Source organism: Micromonospora sp. BS32 (genome assembly GCF_059089345.1).
Genome location: NZ_JBSSHR010000006.1, coordinates 93,547 through 112,453, shown reverse-complemented (window position 1 = coordinate 112,453; position 18,907 = coordinate 93,547). Strand labels below are relative to the sequence as shown.

18 protein-coding genes are annotated in these 18,907 nt (G+C 75.7%); 8 read left to right on the top strand and 10 right to left on the bottom strand.

The genetic code is table 11. The features are described 5' to 3' along the window. Positions 1–168 precede the first annotated feature (168 nt). From AC5RWQ_RS12025 to AC5RWQ_RS12010, 4 genes are read left to right on the top strand one after another with little or no spacing between them, the layout of a single operon-like run. Positions 169–1,707: a ferric reductase-like transmembrane domain-containing protein gene (locus AC5RWQ_RS12025; protein WP_494282818.1), complete on the top strand. Its 1,539-nt coding sequence runs from the start codon at positions 169–171 to the stop codon at positions 1,705–1,707. Then, complete coding sequence (locus tag AC5RWQ_RS12020; protein WP_494282817.1) at positions 1,704–3,170, top strand: NADH-ubiquinone oxidoreductase-F iron-sulfur binding region domain-containing protein; 1,467 nt, start codon at positions 1,704–1,706, stop codon at positions 3,168–3,170. Before AC5RWQ_RS12025 ends, AC5RWQ_RS12020 begins: the two co-directional genes overlap by 4 nt. 23 nt (positions 3,171–3,193) lie before the next feature. After that, positions 3,194–3,832 carry a TlpA family protein disulfide reductase gene (locus AC5RWQ_RS12015; protein WP_494282816.1) on the top strand — a complete coding sequence of 213 codons (639 nt, stop codon included), beginning with the start codon at positions 3,194–3,196 and terminating at the stop codon, positions 3,830–3,832. After that, positions 3,832–4,713: a cytochrome c biogenesis CcdA family protein gene (locus AC5RWQ_RS12010; RefSeq protein ID WP_494282815.1), complete on the top strand. Its 882-nt coding sequence runs from the start codon at positions 3,832–3,834 to the stop codon at positions 4,711–4,713. Before AC5RWQ_RS12015 ends, AC5RWQ_RS12010 begins: the two co-directional genes overlap by 1 nt. Here the strand turns inward: AC5RWQ_RS12010 and serS are convergent. The 3 genes from serS to AC5RWQ_RS11995 all read right to left on the bottom strand — a co-directional run bounded on the left by serS (position 4,697) and on the right by AC5RWQ_RS11995 (position 8,246). Then, complete coding sequence (gene serS, locus AC5RWQ_RS12005) at positions 4,697–5,983, bottom strand: serine--tRNA ligase (RefSeq protein ID WP_494282814.1); 1,287 nt, start codon at positions 5,981–5,983, stop codon at positions 4,697–4,699. The two genes, AC5RWQ_RS12010 and serS, sit on opposite strands and share 17 nt — an antisense overlap. A gap of 513 nt (positions 5,984–6,496) precedes the next feature. Further along, complete coding sequence (locus AC5RWQ_RS12000; protein WP_494282973.1) at positions 6,497–7,582, bottom strand: DNA polymerase III subunit beta family protein; 1,086 nt, start codon at positions 7,580–7,582, stop codon at positions 6,497–6,499. 46 nt (positions 7,583–7,628) lie between these two features. Further along, positions 7,629–8,246 (bottom strand): TetR/AcrR family transcriptional regulator, encoded by a 618-nt coding sequence (locus AC5RWQ_RS11995; RefSeq protein ID WP_494282813.1) that lies wholly within the window; start codon positions 8,244–8,246, stop codon positions 7,629–7,631. An 86-nt stretch (positions 8,247–8,332) separates the two neighbouring features. On the opposite strand from AC5RWQ_RS11995, the gene AC5RWQ_RS11990 reads away from it, so the two are divergent. After that, on the top strand, positions 8,333–9,013 hold the full coding sequence (locus AC5RWQ_RS11990; protein WP_494282812.1) for a lysophospholipid acyltransferase family protein: 681 nt from the start codon (positions 8,333–8,335) through the stop codon (positions 9,011–9,013). A gap of 4 nt (positions 9,014–9,017) precedes the next feature. Here AC5RWQ_RS11990 and AC5RWQ_RS11985 read toward each other — a convergent pair whose 3' ends face one another. Continuing rightward, positions 9,018–10,199, bottom strand: a complete 1,182-nt coding sequence (locus tag AC5RWQ_RS11985) for a saccharopine dehydrogenase family protein (protein WP_494282811.1) — start codon at positions 10,197–10,199, stop codon at positions 9,018–9,020. A 29-nt stretch (positions 10,200–10,228) separates the two neighbouring features. After that, positions 10,229–10,666 (bottom strand): hypothetical protein, encoded by a 438-nt coding sequence (locus AC5RWQ_RS11980; protein ID WP_494282810.1) that lies wholly within the window; start codon positions 10,664–10,666, stop codon positions 10,229–10,231. A 183-nt stretch (positions 10,667–10,849) separates the two neighbouring features. Between AC5RWQ_RS11980 and AC5RWQ_RS11975 the strand changes: the two genes are divergently transcribed. Then, positions 10,850–13,579, top strand: coding sequence for a helix-turn-helix transcriptional regulator (locus AC5RWQ_RS11975; RefSeq protein ID WP_494282809.1), 2,730 nt, complete (start codon positions 10,850–10,852; stop codon positions 13,577–13,579). A gap of 23 nt (positions 13,580–13,602) precedes the next feature. Here AC5RWQ_RS11975 and AC5RWQ_RS11970 read toward each other — a convergent pair whose 3' ends face one another. Genes AC5RWQ_RS11970 through AC5RWQ_RS11960 form a run of 3 tightly spaced genes read right to left on the bottom strand, consistent with a single transcriptional unit; the run spans position 13,603 to position 15,380 of the window. Next, positions 13,603–14,151 (bottom strand): DsbA family protein, encoded by a 549-nt coding sequence (locus tag AC5RWQ_RS11970; RefSeq protein ID WP_494282808.1) that lies wholly within the window; start codon positions 14,149–14,151, stop codon positions 13,603–13,605. After that, a complete protein-coding gene (locus AC5RWQ_RS11965) occupies positions 14,148–14,645 on the bottom strand; it encodes a redoxin domain-containing protein (protein ID WP_494282807.1) in 498 nt (165 codons plus the stop codon). Before AC5RWQ_RS11965 ends, AC5RWQ_RS11970 begins: the two co-directional genes overlap by 4 nt. 54 nt (positions 14,646–14,699) lie before the next feature. Further along, positions 14,700–15,380 (bottom strand): BON domain-containing protein, encoded by a 681-nt coding sequence (locus AC5RWQ_RS11960; RefSeq protein WP_494282806.1) that lies wholly within the window; start codon positions 15,378–15,380, stop codon positions 14,700–14,702. A gap of 189 nt (positions 15,381–15,569) precedes the next feature. Here AC5RWQ_RS11960 and AC5RWQ_RS11955 point away from each other — a divergent pair, with 189 nt between their 5' ends. Beyond that, the gene (locus AC5RWQ_RS11955; protein ID WP_494282805.1) at positions 15,570–17,285 is read left to right on the top strand and encodes a hypothetical protein; all 1,716 of its coding nucleotides are present in this window, start codon (positions 15,570–15,572) and stop codon (positions 17,283–17,285) included. 224 nt (positions 17,286–17,509) lie between these two features. On the opposite strand, the gene AC5RWQ_RS11950 is transcribed toward AC5RWQ_RS11955, so the two are convergent. Continuing rightward, positions 17,510–17,917: a hypothetical protein gene (locus AC5RWQ_RS11950; RefSeq protein ID WP_494282804.1), complete on the bottom strand. Its 408-nt coding sequence runs from the start codon at positions 17,915–17,917 to the stop codon at positions 17,510–17,512. 119 nt (positions 17,918–18,036) lie between these two features. Beyond that, the gene (locus AC5RWQ_RS11945; protein WP_494282803.1) at positions 18,037–18,180 is read right to left on the bottom strand and encodes a hypothetical protein; all 144 of its coding nucleotides are present in this window, start codon (positions 18,178–18,180) and stop codon (positions 18,037–18,039) included. Between the two features lie 281 nt (positions 18,181–18,461). Between AC5RWQ_RS11945 and AC5RWQ_RS11940 the strand changes: the two genes are divergently transcribed. Beyond that, entirely contained in the window at positions 18,462–18,824 is a 363-nt protein-coding gene (locus AC5RWQ_RS11940) for an STAS domain-containing protein (RefSeq protein ID WP_334485701.1), read from the top strand. The last annotated feature ends 83 nt before the right edge of the window (positions 18,825–18,907 follow it).

Genomic DNA, 18,907 nt, shown 5'->3' with positions numbered 1-18,907 from the left:
CATCCGTCGTTGCGTACCGCGCTACACGCGCTCCGGGCCGGGTCGGTTCGACGGGTCCGCCGAGAAATTCGCCACCGACGCTGATCCGTACGCGCCGGACGTCCGTACTGGATGAGGGAGCAGGGTCGGCCGGTGGCAGCGCCGCCGTGAGACACGATCGGGGAGCAGATGGCCCGGGCAAAGCAGAACCCGAAGGCGACGACCGTCCGGACCACCACGACCAGCCGTGGGGTCCGGACCGTGTCGAAGTCCACGATGGCACTGTTGGCCGCGTCCGTCCTCGCCCTGGCCTGGGCGGGCGTGGAACTCACCGGAGCCGGCGGCACGATGTACGCCTACGGCTTCTTCTTCACCGAATTCTTCGCCGGGGTGGTGGCCCTGGTCTCGCTGAGCCTCACCGTGATGATGGGGCTGCTCGCCACCGACCGGCTGGTGCTGATGATCCGGCACCGGGTCCTGCTCCAGTCCGCGCACCGGGCCACCGGCATCCTCGGCGTCGCCGGGCTGGTCTTCCACGTGACCACGAAGATCGCCATCGGCCGGGCCGGGCCCACCGACGCGGTGGTGCCGTTCGTCGGCGGCCGGGGGCTCTACGTCGGCCTCGGCACGGTGGCCGCGTTCCTGATGGTGAGCGTGCTCTGGACCGGCATCATCCGGGTCCGCTTCGCCGGCGTCGGTCCGAAGTGGCTGTGGCGGACGCTGCACTCGCTGGCGTACGTCTCCTGGCCGTTCGCGCTGGTGCACGGCCTCAACGCCGGGCGTACGGCGAAGTCCTGGGTCACCCTGAGCTACCTGGCCTGCGTACTGCTGGTGGTGGTGGCACTGATGGTGCGGCTCTCCGTCCACCTGGGCAGGCGCAGCCGGGAGCAGCACCAGGCCGCGGTGCTGAACCAGGCGATGACCGTCCGGGTGAGCGACGAGGGCAGCGGCCGGTCGCTGCTGGGCGGCCTCGGCCGGCGCAAGAGCGAGGCCCGGGAGGAGGAACGCTTGCGCGGCCGCGACGGCGGCTGGGCCGAGACCACGGCCACCTCGTGGAGCGCGCCGACCGGCACCGCCCGCCGCCGCGACCCGGAGCGGTTCACCGTGCCGGTCGTCCCCGAGCCGGGCACCCTGCGCGAGCCGGTCCGCGCCGGCCGTACCCGCCGCGACGAGGAGCTGGAGCCGGTGCCCCGGCGCCGCGAGCGGGACCTGGCGCCGGCCGCCCGCCGACAGGTCGAGGAGACCGTCGACCGGCCCGCCCGACGCCGCCGCGACGAGGACGTCGCCCCGGTCTCCGGCGGTCGGCGGGACCGGCTCGACGAGGACGTCGCGCCGGTCTCCGTGGGCCGGCGGTCCCGGCGGGACGACGACCTGGTCGCCCGCTACTCCGCGCCGCCCCGGCTGGAGGAACCCGAGGAGCCGTGGGACAGCCCGCGCCGCTGGGAAGCCTCGCTGCCCGTCTCCGCCGAGCCGATCTCGGCCACCCCGCACAGCGGCGCCGGCCGGCACAGCGTCGCCGACGACGTGCCGGAGGAGCCGGACTACTGGCGTCCGCCGGCCCGCTACCTCGGCGACGAACTGCCCGTCGACGACACCCCGACCCTGGTCGACCTGGCCTCGCGTCGGGCGCTGAAGGCCAACGCCGACAGCCGCCGGCGGCGCCGCCGGGCCGACGCGGACGCGGTCGACGGCGCGTACTGGGCGGGGCTGCGGGGTGAGGCGAAGTGATGCGCACGAAGGTGCCCCCGGTGGCCTGCGTCGGGGAGCCCCGGCTCACCGCCGGCTTCGCCGAGTTCGGCCGCCTCGACCTGATCGCGCACGAGGAGGTGCACGGCCCGATCGGCCCGGTGGAGCCGGCCAACCTGCTGCGGCTGGCCGAGAGCATCCAGCTCAAGGGCAAGGGTGGCGCGGGTTTCCCGCTCTTCCGCAAGCTCACAGCGGTGCTGGAGTCCTGCGAGCGGCAGAACCTCCCCGCCGTGGTGGTGGTCAACGCCACCGAGGGCGAGCCGGCCAGTTGGAAGGACAAGGTGCTGCTCACCCGGGCGCCGCACCTGATCCTCGACGGCGCCGCGCTGGCCGCGTACGCGCTGGATGCCGAAGAGATCGTGATCGGGGTGGCCGACGACGACATCGGCCGGGACTCGCTCACCGAGGCGCTGCAGGAACGGCGGATGCCGGTGCCGACCAGCATCGTCACCGTGCCGCACCGGTTCATCTCCGGTGAGGGCGGCGCGCTGGTCAACGGGATCAACGGCCTGCCGCACATCCCGCCGGGCACCAAGAAGCGCTCCAGCGACTCTGGCGTCGGCGGGCTGCCCACCCTGCTCTCCAACGCCGAGACGTACGCCCAGCTCGCCGTCGCCGCCCGACTCGGCCCGTACGAGTACGCGGCGCTCGGCACCGACGAGGAGCCCGGCACGGTACTGCTCACGGTGACCGGCGCGGCGAAGCGCCCGGCCGTGGTCGAGTGCGCCGCCGGCACCCCGCTGCGGGAGATCCTCGACCTCTGCGAGGTGCCCGACGGGCCCGGCATCCTGATGGGCGGCTACCACGGCAAGTGGATCAGCCAGGACGCCGCGGACCGGGCGGAGGTCTCCCGCAAGGGTCTCACCAGGGTCGGCGGCACGCTGGGCGCCGGCATCATCGTCCCGCTCGCCGACGACACCTGCCCGCTCGGCGAGGCCGCGCAGGTGGTCCGCTACCTGGCCGGCGAGTCCGCCGGCCAGTGCGGACCGTGCAAGATGGGGCTGCCCGACCTGGCCCGCGCCGTCGACCTGGCGGTCTCCGGCAGCGCGCCGGTGGAGGTCGTCCGGGCCGCCGCCGGTGTCGTCAAGGGCCGCGGCGCGTGCAGCCACCCCGACGGTACGGCCCGGTTCGCGCTCTCCGCGATGGAGGTCTTCGCCGAGGACCTGCGGCTGCACACCACCGGTGAGGGATGCGGGCGGCGGGTCATGGGCGTGCTGGGGCTGCCCGGCGCGCCCGACGCCAACCCGCAGAAGCTCACCCTGGACTGGTCCCGCTGCGACGGGCACGGGCTCTGCGCGCACGTGGTGCCGGACTTCATCCGGCTGGACGCCAACGGATATCCCGCCTTCCCGCCCACCCCCGTGCCGACCTGGCTCAAGGAGGGCGCGATCAAGGCGGTCAAGGTCTGCCCCGAGCTCGCGCTGCGGCTGGCCAAGGCCGAGTAGCTCGCCCACTCAAGGAGACGCGGATGCGGTCGTCGTACCGGAGGAACCAACCAGGTGGACGAGCGGCCGCCCGGGCGCGGTCCGCCGCCACCGTCGCGGCGCTGGGCGCCGTCCTGCTGGCCGGCGGTGCCTGCGAGGTGGGCCCCGCCCCGGCCCGGCCGTCCGCCGAGGTCGCGGTGCCGGTGGGCACCGCGTCCCCGTACGCCGTCGGCTCACCGGCGCCGAGCGCGCCGGGCGCCGCGAAGCCGCCGGTCGCGGTGCCCGAAACGCTGCGGTTCACCGCAAGGACCCTGGACGGTACGGCCTTCTCCGCCGCCGAGTTGGCCGGCCGGCCGGTGGTGCTCTGGTTCTGGGCGCCCTGGTGCGCGACCTGCGCCAGCCAGGCGTGGACGGTCGCCGAGATCGCCCCGAAGTACCGGGACACCGTGCCCATCATCGGGGTGGCCGGGCTGGGCGAGCAGCGGGCGATGAAGGAGTTCGTCACCGAGTTCGACCTGGCCGGGACGCCCCAGCTCGACGACCGGGCCGGGGCGCTCTGGCGGCGCTTCGAGGTGGTCGAGCAGAGCACCTTCCTGATCATCGACCGGAACGGGAAGGTCGTCCACCAGGGCTTCCTGGACGGCGAGGACCTCACCCGCCGGGTCGCCGCGTTGGCCGGCTGATGACCGCCCCGCTGCTGCTCGCGCTCACCGCCGGCATGCTCGGTGCGGTGAACCCGTGCGGCTTCGCGATGCTGCCGGCGTACCTGTCGCTGCTGGTCGCCGGGGCACCGGAGACCGGCGGCGCGGTCCGCCGGGCGCTGACCGCGACGGCCGGGCTGACCACCGGGTACGTGCTGGTCTTCGGCGCCTTCGGGCTGGCCCTGGCGCCGCTGGCCGACTGGCTGCGCCCCCGGCTGCCCTGGCTCACCGTGACCCTCGGGCTCGGGCTGCTGCTGGTGGGCTGCTGGCTGCTGGCCGGCCGGCGGCTGCCCGCCCCGCGCTGGGGTGGGCGGGCGCCCCGGCTGACCCGGTCGTGGGGCTCCATGGCGCTGTTCGGGATGGCGTACGCGCTGGCCTCGCTGACCTGCACGATCGCCCCGTTCCTGGCGATCGTGGTGACCAGCCTCCAGGCCGGCTCGACGCTGCGCGGGCTGGTGCTCTTCGTCGCGTACGCGATCGGGATGGGCCTGGTGGTCGCGGTGGCCGCGCTCGGCGTGGCGCTGCTGCGCGGCCGGGTGGTGGCCGGGCTGCGTGGCGCCGGCGCGTGGGTGCCCCGGCTCAGCGGCCTGGTGCTGCTGCTCGCCGGCGGCTACGTCGCCTGGTACGGCTGGTACGAGGTCCGGCTCGCGCAGGGCCGGCACGACGCGTTCGGCGACCCGGTGGTGGTCGGTGCGGCCCGGGTCCAGCGGGCTCTGGTCGCGGCCCTGGACGCGGTCGGCCCCGGGGTGCTCGCGGGTGCGCTGGTGGCGCTGCTGGTCGCCGCGGTGCTGACCCGCCGGAGGGCGGGGGCCGGGAGAACCCGGGCCCCCGCCGATCGGAGCGCGGTCAGCGGGTCGCCGTGAGCCGGTCCGTGCCCAGCCGGTCGCGGAGCACCTCGGGCACCAGCACCGAGCCGTCGGGCTGCTGGAACTGCTCCAGGATGGCCGGGAAGAGCCGGCTGGTGGCCAGCGCCGAACCGTTGAGGGTGTGCACGAAGCGGGTCTGCTTGCCACCCGGCTCGCGGTAGCGGATGGCCGCCCGGCGGGCCTGGTAGTCGCCGCCCCAGGAGACCGACGAGACCTCCTTGTACTTGCCGGTGCTCGGCATCCAGACCTCGATGTCGAGCGTCTTCTTCATCGCCGCACTGGCGTCGCCGGCCGACAGGAGGGTGCGCTGGTAGTGCAGGCCGAGGCTCTCGACCAGGCTCTCCGCGTGGGTGACCATCTCCTCCAGCGCGGCGCCCGCCTGCTCCGGCAGGGTGAACTGGAAGATCTCCACCTTGTTGAACTGGTGGCCGCGCACTGTGCCCCGCTCGTCGGAGTGCGAGCCGGCCGCCTCCCGCCGGTAGCACGGCGTGTACGCGAACGCCTTCAGCGGCAGCTTCGCCGTCTCCAGGATCTCGTTCTGGTACGCCCCGAGGATCGCCGTCTCCGAGGTGGGCAGCAGGAACTGCCCGCGGGGGGCGGACTCCTTGTCCAGGTGGTAGACGTCGTCGTAGAACTTGGGGAACTGGCCGGCGGCGAAGCCGGCGCTGTCCAGCAGCAGGTGCGGCGGGAGCAGGAACTCGTAACCGGCCTCGACGTTCCGCTCGATCAAGAAGTTGAGCAGCGCCCACTCCAGCCGGGCGCCCATGCCGGTGTACATCCAGAAGCCGGAGCCACCGAGCTTGACGCCCCGCTCGTGGTCGACCAGTCCCAGCATCCGGCTCAGCTCGACGTGGTCGCGGATCTTCTCGATCACCGGCGGTTCGCCGAAGGTCTTCACCACCCGGTTGGCCTCCTTGCCGCCGGCGACGACGTCGTCGGCGGGCAGGTTGGGCAGCTCGCTCATCGTGCCGTGCAGCCGGGACTGCACCTGGTCCAGCTCGGACTCCAGCTCGGCCAGCTGCTTACGGCCGGCCTCCGGCGCGGAGACCTCCGGCTCGCTGCCGGCGCGCTTCGCCGCCGCGTACGCCCGCGCGTCGGCCTTGCGGCGCTGCCGCTCGGCGTCGATTTCGGTGATCAGGGCACGGCGTTCCTGGTCGAGCCGCTGGATCTCGTCCAGGACCCGGTTGACCTCGGCGGGATCCAGTCGCTTCGCCAGCGCGGTCGCCACCGCCTCGCGATCCTTCCGGATCAACTCCATGTCGAGCATGCTGCTCCGTACGCTCCGTCCGGGATGTCGGGTGGACCCACAGATGCTACCGTCGCGCCTCCTCGCGCCCAGCCCCGCCCGGACGGCCGCTCGCCCGACCGGGTCCGCCGGGCATCGCCTCGGCCACCGGACGGCAACGGTCCGTCACCTGGGCGGGTCGGCCCATGGTGTCACGCTGGGTGAGCGGTTTTCCGGCTCGTCCGCTCCACCGGCCGGGCCACCCTCAGCCGAACGTCGCTGACCAGGCTCTTCCGTGCCGCCTCGCCCGGCCATCGGACCCCTCCTTCGCGCGCTTTGCTCTGCTGCCCCCGACGCAACAGTCACCCAGGGTGGTTGTTGCCGGGAGGGCAGCAGAGCAAAGGGACGGAACAGGGGGTGCGGAGGTAGGGGCTTGGTTGACCGTAGGTAACCGATCGGGAGGCCGCCGAGTGCGGTGCCCCGCCGGCCACCGGCCCACCGGCCGCCTGGCCCGCCGGCCCACCCGACCGGCGGCCATACCGTGGCCGCGGTCCGTCAGAGCCGGATCGGCATCAGCACGGAGAAGGCGTCCTCGTCCCCGGAGCGCCGCACGGCCAGCGGGGCGATCGGGCCGTCCAGCTCCAGCACCAGCTGCGCCCCGCCGGCCGCGTCCAGCGCGTCGAGCAGGTAGCCGCCGTTCACCCCGATCCGCAGCTCGTCCGGGTCGCCGCCGGTCAGCTCGTCCGGCCCGAGCAGGCGCAGCCCGTCCCGGTCGTCCAGGCCGAGCACGGTCACCGCGAGCGGCGCCCCGTCGTGCTCCTTCGCCACGGTGGGCGCATCCGGGCGGCGCAGCGCGGCCCGCAGGGCGGCCCCGTCGACCGGGATCCGCCGGGTCGGCCCGTCACCGGCGGCCCGGCGCAACAGTCGGCGATAGTCGGGAAAGTCGTACGGCAGCGCGGAGGTGGTGAGCTCGCTGCCGGCGACGGCGACGGTGACCTGGCCGCCGGTGACCGTCAGGTGTGCCTGCGGGGTGACCCCGACGCCGGTGCCCAGCAGGGCGCGGAGCTCGTCGACCGCGGCCACCGGCAGCAGCACCGGCACCGGGGGGCCGTCCACCTTCCCGGCGGTACGCGCCACCGCCAGCCGGTGCCGGTCGGTGGCGACCAGTCGTACGCCGTCCGGCTCGACGTCGAACAGCACGCCGGACAGCACCGGCAGGTCGGGGTCGGTGCCGACGGCGAAGCGGACGGCGTCGACGGCCGCGGCCAGGTCGACGCGGGACAGCACAAGGCGGGTGGTCATCGGGTTCTCCTCGGGGTCGACCAGGGCGCGGATCCGGGAGAGCTCGCGGCGGGCGTCGGCGAGGCCGTCCTCGAGCCGGCGCAGGTGCCCGTCGAGCAGCCGCCCGACCATCGCCGGCTCGGCGCGGTGCCGCAGCGCGGCGGCGATCTCCGCCAGCGGCATGCCGACCCGGCGCAGCCCGGCCACCAGCCGGGCCGGCGCCACCTGGTCGTCGGTGTACCAGCGGTACCCGGTCACCGGATCCACCAGCGCCGGGGCCAGCAGCCCGCAGCGGTCGTAGAACCGCAGGGCGCTGACGGTCAGCCCGCTGGCCCGGGCCAGCTCGCCGATGCTGCGCAGTTCACTCTCCACGCCGATGATCCTGTGGCCTCAACCAGGTCGAGGGTCAAGCCGTGGGCTGCACGGGCACGCCGAGCAGCCGGGCCATGCCCCGGCATGCGCGGGACACCGCGTCGGGGTCGTGGCGCAGCCGCAGCGCCTGGTGCAGCGCCAGCACGAGCCCGGTCAGCTCGAAGACCAGCTGCTCCGGGTCGGTGCCGGCCGGCAGGTCACCGTCGGCCACCGCCCGGCGGGCCTGCTCGCGCAGCTCCCGGTGCCACCGGTCGGCGTACCCGATGATCAGGTCGCGGACCGGGCCCGGCCGGTCGTCGAACTCGCTGGCGGCGGCGACGAAGAAGCATCCGCCGGGGTAGACCGGGTCGGCCAGGTGGCGCACCCAGCTGCCGCAGACGGCGGCGAGTCGGGCGAGACCGGCGGGGCGGTCCGCGACCGGTTCCCAGATCTCCCGCCAGAAGACGTCGGCGGCGGCCTCGACGACCTGGAGCTGGAGGCTCTCCTTGCTGCCGAACGGCCCGAGCAGCCCGGACTTGCTCATCCCGAGGTCGGCGGCGAGCCGGCCGATGGTCAGCCCGGCCAGGCCCTCGACCGAGGCGACCGCGGCGCCGCGCGCCAGGATCGCGCTGCGGGTACGGGCTGCCTCGGCCAGGGACGAGCGGGGACTCATCCGGTCAGTGTAGCCACGATTCGGCGTTATAACGGCCGAACGTTCGTTCGCTATAGTGCGGACACCCTCTCGCCCCAGGAGTGCCCGTGCCCCGAGCCGCCGTCACCGCCCGCGCCGTGCTGCGCCCGCTGATGCGGATCGCCTGGCGACCCACCGTGCAGGGCGCGGGACAGGTGCCCGCCACCGGTCCCGTCATCCTGGCCAGCAACCACCTGTCCTTTCTGGACAGTGTGCTGATCCCGCTGGCCGCTCCCCGGCCGGTGGCGTTCCTGGCCAAGGCCGAGTACTTCGAGGGCCGGGGCGTCACCGGGCTGCTGAGCCGCCAGTTCTTCACCGGCCTGGGCGCGATCCCGGTACGGCGCGGGGTCAACCGGGACTTCCAGTCCTCGCTCGACACCGCCCTGGCGGTGCTCGCCGACGGCGGCGCGTTCGGCATCTACCCGGAGGGCACCCGCTCCCGGGACGGCCGGTTGCACCGGGGACGCACCGGAGTGGCCTGGCTGGCGCTGGCCTCCGGCGCTTCGGTGGTGCCGGTGGCGGTGACCGGGACGGTCCGCCTCGGTTCGGCCGGGGTGGTGCTGCCCGGCGGCGGGAAACCCGGGGTCCGGTTCGGCCGGCCGTTGGCGTTCCCCGAACACGCGGGCCAGGCCGCCTCCGCCCGGGCCCGCCGCCAGGTCACCGACCGGATCATGGACGCCATCGGTGACCTCTCCGGGCAGGAGCGGGTCTCGACGTACAACCCGCCGCCCGGCGACGAGCCGGGCTGAGCGGTCAGCGGGGCTGGTCCAGCACCCGGAACGTCATCCCCGCCCGCACCAGCCGGTCCAGCAGGGCGTCGCCCATCGCGACGACCGGGGTGACCTGGCCGGAGGTCGCCGGCAGGTCGTCCAGGGCGAGGCAGAGCGCCGACTCGGCGAGCATCTTCGCCGTCTCGTCGTAGCCCGGGTCGCCGCCGGCGACCTCGGTGAGCACCGTCCGCCCGCCGCCGGTGCCGACGAACCGGACTCTGAACCAGGACTTCGCCCGGGTCGCCGCGCTCGGCCCCTGGCCCGAGGCGAGCCGGCCGAGCAGCCAGCGCCGGGTCGGCGGCAGCTTCACCAGACCCACCAGGCCGGCCATCCCGACCCCGGCGGCCAGGATCGTCGGCAGCCGCTTCACCGCGGCGAAGTGCCGGTAGCGAAAGTCCGGGCCGTACTCCGGGCGGGCCGCCGCGGATCGGCGGACCACCTGCGGGTCGATGGTGGGCAGCGGCACCGCCCACATGCCGATCTCCTTCGACCGGCCCACCTTCCCGGGCACCGCGCGGACCCGGCGGCCCTCCGGCCGCGGTTCGACCGCCCGGCGGGCCTTCGCCGCCCGGCTCATCTCCCCGGTACGGGAGAACGCGGTGAGCGCCGAGTGGTACGTCCCGGCGGAGAACTTCCCGCCCGCCCGGACGAAGCCGTCCACGGTGACCGGCCCGTCGGTGGGCAGCTGCTTGACCGTGTACCAGGCGCCCAGGTCGTGCGGGATCGAGTCGAAGCCGCAGGCGTGCACCAGCCGGGCCCCGGTCCGCACCGCCTCGGCGTGGTGCCGCACGTACATCAGGTCGACGAACTCCGGCTCGCCGGTGATGTCCAGGTAGTCGGTGCCGGCGGCGGCGCAGGCGGCCACCAGCGGCTCACCGTGGTGGATGTACGGCCCGACCGTGCTGGCCACCACCCGGGCGGCCGCCGCGGCCGCCTGGAGTGAGGCGGCATCGGTGACGTCGGCGGTGAGCAGCGGCAGCTCGGCCAGCGCCGGGTCGATGTCGGCGAGCCGGTCCCGGACCGTCGCCAGCTTCGTCGGGTTACGGCCGGCCAGGGCCCAGCGCAGCCCGTCGGGGGCGTGCCGGGCGAGGTACTCCGCGGTCAGCCCGCCGGTGAAGCCGGTCGCGCCGAACAGGACGAGGTCGTACGGGCGGTCGTCGCGCATCCGCCGAGTGTGCCATCCGTGAGCCGCGTTCACCCCGCCGGCCGGTCCCACCGGGCACGCTCCGGGAGCAGCAGCTCGCCGGTCTCGGCGAGCTGCCTGACCCGGCGCAGCACGTCCCGCAGGTACCGGCCGGGGTCGTCGCCGACCAGGTGGGCGGCCATCCCGGGCAGGGTGCGCACGCCGCCGAGCGGCCGGACCGCCAGCTCGGTGCCGCGCCCGCCGGGGGCCGGCCGCAGGTGCAGCTCCACCGCGCCGTCCAGCGGCCGCAGCGGCTCCGGCCACCGTCCGCCGGGCAGCAGCTCCGCGCGCGGGCGGGCCACCGTCACCACCTGCCAGCGGCCGCGGCGCGAAGCGTCACCCGTCGCGCGGGGCCAGCCGGACCGCCGGGGTCCGACCAGGGCGCCCAGCGTGGCCGCGCCGAGCGCCGCCGCGGCGAGCGCGAGACCGCCGCCGGTCAGCCGTCGCATCCGTATCACCCGCACCTCCCGTCGTTCCGGCCCGCCGTTCCTCGTCGGCTGCGGCCGGTGACCCGGTGCGCCCAGGCTCGCCGGTACCCGGGTGAAGCGGGCTCGTCCCGAAGGGGTGAACGGGTTCCCGTCGGGTAACCGCCGCCCGCCGGGGGAGGACCGCGCGCCGACGGAGGTGGATGGATGCCGCAGCAGCTCAGCAGCAACGGGATCGCCGAAGCGGCGGCCGGTCCGGCCCCGTTGCTGACGTCCCGCCTCGCGCCGCCCGCGCTGCCCGAGCCGGTGCTGCTGCGCCCCCGGCTGCTGCACCGGCTCGACGAGGGGGCGGTCGGGGCGGTCACCCTGGTCCGGGCGCCGGCCGGCTGGGGCAAGACCACCCTGCTCGCCTCGTGGGCCGGCGCGGCGGCGCAGCCCGGGCCGGCCTGGGTGCAGGTCGAGGCCGGGGACAGCGGGGAGCGGCTCTGGGCGTACCTGGCGGCGGCGCTGCGCGGCGCGGCGGAGGGCGACGGCCCGCCGGTGCCGGCCACCCCGCCCCGTCCCGACCAGCTGGAACTGCTCGCCGCCGCGCTCGCCGCCCGGGAACGGCCCGTCCTGCTGGTCCTGGACGACCTGCACCGGATCACCGATCCCGCGGCGCTGAGCGGGCTGGACTTCCTGCTGCGCCACACCGACCAGCGGCTGCGCCTGGTCGCCGGGGCGCGCACCGACCTGCCGCCGGCTCTGCACCGGCTGCGGCTCTCCGGCGAGCTGACCGAGATCGGCCCCGACGAGCTGGCCTTCACCACCGACGAGGTGGCCGACCTGCTGGTCGCACACGGGGTGCCGCTGCCGGCCACGGCGGTGGCCCGGCTGCGCGAGCGGACCGGCGGCTGGCCGGCCGGCCTGCGGTTCGCCGCGCTGGCGGCGCGGGACCGGCCCGACCCGGAGCGCTGGGCGGAGCGGTTCGGCGGGGACGAGCCGGCGATCGCCGCGTACCTGCGGGCCGAGGTGCTGGACGGGCTCGCCCCGGAGGCCCGGGAGCTGCTGCGGCGGACGGCGGTGGCGGGCGCCGTCCGGGCCGACCTGGCGGACGCGTTGACCGGCCGTACCGACGGCGGGCAGCTGCTGGCCGGGCTGGCCCGGGACAGCGGCTTCCTGCGCCGGGACGACAGCGACCCGCCCTGGTACCGCTGCCACCCACTCCTGGCCGACCTGCTCCGCGAGGAGCTGACCGGGCTCGCCGGGGACGAGCGGCGTGACCTGCACCTGCGGGCGGCGGGCTGGTTCGCCGGGCACGACCGGCCGGCCGAGGCGCTGCGGCACGCGCTCGCCGCCGGGGAGTGGGACCGGGCCGCCGAGCTGCTGCTCACCGGCTGGCCGGAGCTGGCCCCGTACGACGGGGAACCGGCCGGTGGACCGCCGCCGGCGCCGCCGCCGGAGGCGGTCCGCCGGGATCCCGAGCTGGCGTTGGCCCGCGCGGCCGAGCGGGCGTACGCCGGGGACGTCACCGCCGCCGCCGACCGGCTGCGGGAGGCGGTGGAGGCGGCCCGGCCGCTGCCCGCGCCGCGCCGGGACCGGTTCCGGATGCTGGCCACCGCGCTGGAACTCAGCCTGGCCCGGCTGGCCGGTGACCCCGCCGAGGTGCGCCGCGCCGCCGCCCGGCTGCTCGCCACCCGGGGGCCGGACGGGCGTACCGCCGGTGAGTCGGCGGGCGCCGCGGCCGGGGCCGGCGCGGCGGTGGACGACGATCCGCGCGCCGGTGCGGGCGAGGACGCCGACGTCCGAGCGGTGGCCGGGACCGCGCTCGGGCTGGTCGACCTCGCCGCGGGGGACCTGCGGGCGGCGGCGGCCCGGTTCGGCGCGGCGCTGCCGGCCGCCCGACGGGGCGGCCGACCGCGTACCGAGCTGGTCTGCGCGGCCCGGCTGGCGCTGCTGCACGCGCTGGCCGGGGAGCTGGTGGCGGCCGAGGAGACGGCGCGCGTGGCGCTGGCGATGCCGCCCTCCCACGGCTGGTCGAGCCGGGCCGACTGCGCCCACGCACACCTGGCGCTGGCCCTGGTGGCGCTGCACCGGGACCAGCCGGAGGAGGCGAGCGCACAGCTGGCGCTGGCCGGCCCGGCTGCCGGTGAGGCGACCGTCGCGGGCGCGGCGGCGCTGTGCCGGGGTGCGCTGCTGCGCGACGCCGGGGAGCCGGCCGGGGCGATCCAGGTCGTCGTCCGGGCCCGGGAACGGCTCACCGAGCGGGGCGAGCTGGCCGACCGGCTGCTCGCCCTGGAGGCGGACCTGCGGGGCGAGCAGGGCGACCTGGACACCGCCCGGCGGCTGCTCGCCGACCGGGCCTGCGAGCCCGACCCGGCGCCGGTGCTGGCGCTGGCCCTGGCCCGGGTGGAGCTGCGCGCCGGTGACGTCCGGGCGGCCGGGTACGCCCTGCCGGACTGGGACGGCCCGGCCGCCGACGGCTGGCCGGTGTCGGTACGCCTCGCCGCCGGGCTGCTGCACGCGGTGCTGGCCCGCCGGGGCGGGGACGACCGGCGGGCGGGGCGGCTGCTGGAACGGGCCCTCGACCTGGCCGGCCCGCAGGGGTACCGGCGGGTCTTCACCCGATCGGAGCCGGTGGTCCGGGATCTGCTCGCCGCCCACCTCGACTCCGGCACCGCGCACTGGCCCATCGTCAGCGATCTGGTGCGGGGCGCCGAGGAGCCGGCGGAGCGCGGGCCGGCCGGTCCGCGCCGGGCCCTGGACGAGCCGCTCACCGAGCGGGAGTTGACCATCCTGCGCTACCTGCAGAGCATCCTGTCCAACGTGGAGATCGCCAGCGAGCTGTCCCTGTCGGTCAACACGGTCAAGACCCACGTCCGCAACATCTACCGCAAGCTCGACGCCACCCGCCGCCGCGAGGCGGTCCGCCGAGCCCGCGAACTCCGCCTGATCTAACCGTGCCCGCCTGTCGGTGGTGGTTATGCGGCGGCGGCGGCGTCCACCGCGGTGAGGAGTTCGGGCACGTCGTAGCCGCCCTCGTGGCGGATGCCGCCGATGAACAGGGTGGGCGTGCCGTTCACCCCGCTGCGGATGCCGCCGACGAAGTCGTGCCGCACCCGGTCGGCGTACGCGTGCCGCTCGGTCTCCGCGCTGATCTCGACCGGTGGCAGGCCGAGCTGCTCCACCCCGAGCGACAGGTGCACCGGGTCGAGCTGGTCCTGGTGCTCGTAGAGCCAGTCGTGCATCTCCCAGAACCGGTCCCGCCGGCCGGCCGCCTCGGCGACCTCGGCCGCGTTCTCGGCGTGTGGATGCACGTTGGCGATCGGGAAGTGCCGGTAGACCAGCCGGACGGTGTCGGCCCGCTGGCGCAGCACCTCGGCCAGGTTGGGGTGGGCCGCTCCGCAGAACCGGCACTGGAAGTCGCCGTACTCGACGATGGTGACCGGCGCGTCCACCGGCCCGCGGATGTGGTCGACGTCGGTCACCGGGACCCGCAGCCGGGGGGTGGCCTGCAGCGGCGTGGTCATCCGGCCACCACCCGCCGGTCGGTGCCGAGCTGTTCCAGCGCGTCGAGGATGCCGTCGGCGCCCGGGTTGACCTCGGCGGGGGAGAGGTAGCTCCAGGCCATCGTCCCCGCCGGGTCGATCACCACCAGGGCCCGCGCGGCCTGCCCGGCCGGGGTATACGCGCCGTACCGCCGGGCGACCTCGCCCTTGGGCTCGAAGTCGGCCAGCAGCGGGAAGCGGATGCCCTTGGCGTCGGCGAAGGCCCGCTGCGACCAGACGCTGTCCACCGAGATGCCCAGCACCGCCGCACCGTACCGGTCGAACTCCGGCATCGCGGCCTGGTAGAGCACCATCTGGTCGCCACAGACCGGGCTCCAGTCGGCCGGGTAGAAGGCGAGCACCACCGGCCGGTCACGGAACTGCCCGGGACCCGTCCGACGCCCGTCCGGGGTGGCCGGCAGGGTGAAGTCGGGGGCCGGGCTCCCGGGGCGGATCAGCCCGTCGGAATCACTCATGCCCCCACCCTGCCGCCGGGCCGGGTGAGCACAGCTCACCCGGCCCGGGTGGTCTCAGCCGGCCACCGACAGGTGGTTGTGCACCTCCCGGATGCCCGGGGCCGACCAGACGATCCGTTCCACCTCGTCGCGCTCGGGCACGGAGTGGACCTGGCCGTTGAGGACGGCGGTGTCGCCGTAGATCCGGACGCTGACCCGGTCCGGGTCGGTGGCCCCGCTGCGAACGAGCGCGTCGACGATGCGGACGGGCAGGTCGTCGCCGCTCGGCGGGGTCGCCGGCCGGACGGTGATGCCGTTGCTCACCCCGCGTACGCCGGTCAACCGGCCGACCACCCGCTCGGCGGCCCGGCGCTGGTACTCCCACTCCACCGCGCCGCGCAACGTCACCCAGCCGTTGGCGACGGTCACCTGGAGGTCCTCCACCGGCACGAAGGCGTCCCACGCGAGGGCGTGCTCGGCCGCGCCGGCCAGTTCCGGGTCGGTGCGCTCGGCCGACGGGCCGATCCGGACGGTCAGGTCGTTGGCGACCGCGCGGACGCGGGCCACCCGGTGCGCGGCCCGCTCGGCCGCCCACTTGGCGGCGTAGCTGTCCACCCACCCGGTCAGCGTCACCACCCCCTCGGTGACGGCGACGCCCACCTGGCTCGCGCTCACCCGGGGCTCCCAGGTCAGCTCGTCGAGGACGTCGTTCTGCAGGTCCTGGTCGGTACGCGTGACGGTGCTGGCCGTGGCCATGCGTGCACTCCTCCCGAGAGGGGTCCGCGGCCGCGGGTCGCGGCCCGCCGGTGGCGAGCCTGTCACCGCCCGGGATGAGCCCTCCTCCCCCGATCCGGGTGAGCGGACGGGTCGGCGGGTGTCCGGCGGCGTCGACAAGCGGGCCCGGCGCGGGGCACGATCTGGCGGGTCGGCGGAGGGGCGGGGCGGATGGACCGGATGCGCCGGGCGGCACGGGCGATGTGGCGGTGCGGCCGGCACGAGTGGACCCTCGCCGTGCTCGCCGCGCTGGCCACGGCCGCCGCGCTGACCTGGCCCACCCTGCGGGACCCGGCCGGCACCATCCCGCAGGACACCGGGGACCCGACGTTGCAGGCGTGGCAGCTCGCCTGGGGCGGGCACGCGCTAGCCACCGACCCGGCGCACCTGTGGCACTCGAACACGTTCTTCCCCGAGCCGTACACCTACGCCTACTCGGACACCCTGCTGGGCTTCGCCCCGTTCGGGCTGGTGGGTGACGGGCCGGTGGCCGCGGTGGTCCGCTACAACCTGCTGTACGTGCTGGTGCACGCGCTCGCCCTGGTCGGGGCGTACGCGCTGAGCCGGCAGTTGGGGGCCGGCCGGGCCGGCGCGGCGGTGGCCGGGGCCTCCTTCGCGTACGCCCCGTGGAAGCTGGCCCAGGCCGGGCACCTGCACGTGCTCTGCGTCGGCGGGATCGCCCTGTCGCTGGCCATGTTGGCCCGGGGGCACGGCTGGTCGCTGCGGCACGGCCACCGGGCCGATCGGGTGCGTCCCGGCTGGGCGGCCGCCGGGTGGGCGGTCGCCGCCTGGCAGGTCACCCTGGGCTTCGGCATCGGCCTGCCCTTCGCGTACGCCCTGGGGGTGCTCTGCCTGGTCGTGGCCGGCGGGTACGCGCTGACCTGGTGGCGGCGGCGGCTCCGGCCGGCCGTTCCGCGCGGGCTGCTCCTGGCCGACCTGGCGGGTGTGGTCGGGTTCGCCGGGGTGACCCTGCTGATGGCCGCGCCCTACCTGCAGGTGGTGGCCCGGCACCCGGAGGGCCGGCGGACGGCGGCCCAGATCGCGATGTTCTCCCCGCCGTGGTCGGGCTTTCTGACCGCGCCGCCGCAGTCCTGGCTGTGGGGGGAGCGGCACGAGTCGGCCCGGACGGTCCTCGGCTTTCCGGGGGAGATGACCCTGCTGCCCGGGATCACGCTGGTCGGGCTGGCGCTGGCCGGCCTCTTCTTCTCCGTCTGGCGGGTGCGGCACCGGCTGGCGCTGGCCGCCGGGGTGCTGTTCAGCGTGGCCCTGGCCGCGGGCAGCACGTTCGGCGGTGACGGCGACCCGGGGTACCTGACGCTGGTCCGGCACGTGCCGGGCTGGGACGGGGTGCGCACCCCGGGCCGGCTGGTGCTCTGGACGACCCTGCTGCTGGGTGTCCTGGCCGCCGGGGGGTTGACCGTGCGGGAGGACCCGACGGCTGCCGGCCGTGCGCGCCGGGCGGCCCGCTGGGCGCTGGTGCTGCCGGTGGCGCTGGTGCTGCTGGAGGGGGTCAACCGGACGCCGCACGTGCCGGTGCCGGCCGAGCCGGTGGCGCTGCACGGGATCGCCGGCCCGGCGCTGGTGCTGCCCAGCGACGGCATCCGCGAGTACCACGTGATGCTCTGGTCGACCGACGGCTTCCCCCGGGTGGTCAACGGGCTGGCCTCGTTCACCCCGGCCTCGCAGGAGTCGATCCGCGCGGCGAGCGTGTCCTTCCCGGACGTCGGCTCGGTGGCGTACCTGCAGGCGGTCGGGGTGCGCACGGTGGTGCTGCTGCCCCGGTACGCGGCGGGCACCCCCTGGCAGGACGCGGCCGGCCGGCCGGTGGACGGGCTGGGCGTGCGCCGCGAGGTGGTCGCCGACGGAGTCGTCTTCCACCTGGACTGACGGCTGCCCCGTGCGATAGGCGTGAGAGCGCTTCCATGAAGCCGTTTCGATCGGTTAGGGGGAATCCCTTCCTCGGCAGCGTGGGCTTCCTCGGCAACTGGAGCGGGAACAACGGCGTACCGGCGGTCACCTGCACCAGCCGCTGACGCGCAAAGGCCCCGGCCGACCCGTCCGTCGGCCGGGGCCCGGTCCCGGTGCGTGTGCCGCGGGCAGTGCGGTGGCGCTCAGCTGTCCAGGCCGGTGACCGGGGAGCTCGGCCGGTCCACGTCAACGAACTCGATGTCGTCGACGGACCGGTCGCGGCTGCCGGCCGCCCGCGCGGCGGTGCCGGCGGCCCAGCCGATGGCGGCGCCGACGAGCGCCGCGCTGATCAGCAGCGTCCACGGCAGGGCCGGACGGCGCCCGGCCAGCGCGTCGAAGGCCAGGGTGGCCCGCCGGCGGGCCTCGTCCGCGGCCGAGCCGACCAGGTCGCCCGCGTCGGAGAGCCCGGAGCCCCCGCCGCCGCGGACGGTCCTGGCGGCGTCGCGAACGCTGTCGCCGGCGTTGCCGATCGCCGCGGCCAGTTGCTGCCAGGCCTGGTCGGCGATCCGCTCGGGCTTGCTGCGGCGCTCCAGCAGGTTGCTACCGAACATCGTGGTTACCTCCTCGGGGTGCCGAAGTCTGCGGCCACTTCGGACGTCGACGTCTCAGCGGCGCGTCACAGTCCGCTCTCCGGCCAGTGCCCAGCCGGGGCGGCCCGCAAACCCGCGTCCTAGCGCACCATGGCCGCCGCGGCCGCGCGGGCGAAGTCGTCGTCGCCGTCGTCATCGTCGTCGTCCCCGCCACCGAAGCCGCAGGCCAGGACGAGAGCGAGCAGCGCGCCGACGCCGGCCAGGCCGAGCAGTCTCCTGATCATCGATGCGATCCTTCCGCCGTAGTGGTGACCCGTCTCTCCCGCGAGCCTAGGCAGTCGGGGCAAACCGGGAGGACAAGCGGCCGGCGGCTCGCCGGGCGGACCGGATCCCGAATCGGGTGGCGGGCGACCGCTACCCTGGGTCGGTTGGAGCGGGCCCGGTCCGTCCGGATCCGCGAATTGCTCATCCCGAGGGGTGGCGACCGAGGCCGTCGGAGGAATACGCTCGGTCGCGGCCCGCGTACTGATGAGGCGCCCATGGACGGGCGAGTGGAGGTGCTCGCGTGAGCCTGTCGATCGTGAAGTCGGTTCTGCAGGGTGGTGTCGTCGAGATCGCCCCGCGTGGCGAAATCGACGTCGACACCGCGTACGAGGTGCGTGAGGCGATCGCCGAGGTGCTCGCGAAGGGGCGTCCGGCTCGGATCGAGCTCAACATGCGGCTCGTCAGCTTCATCGACTCCGTCGGCATCAGCGCGATGGTGGCCGGCTTCCAGACCGCCGAGGTCAGCGGCGTCAAGCTGGTGGTCACCGAGCCGAGCCGGTTCGTGCACCGCCAGCTCTGGGTGACCGGCCTGCTCGGCCTCTTCGGCGCCCCCGAGCCCTACTTCGCCGGCGCCGCCACCCCCGAGGTCCTTCCCGGCGCCTGAGCGCGGTCGCGGCCCCGGGCCGTCACCGCCCGTCGAGCCGAGCCCCCACCAGCGCACACGCCCATGTCTCGGGTGATTCGCCA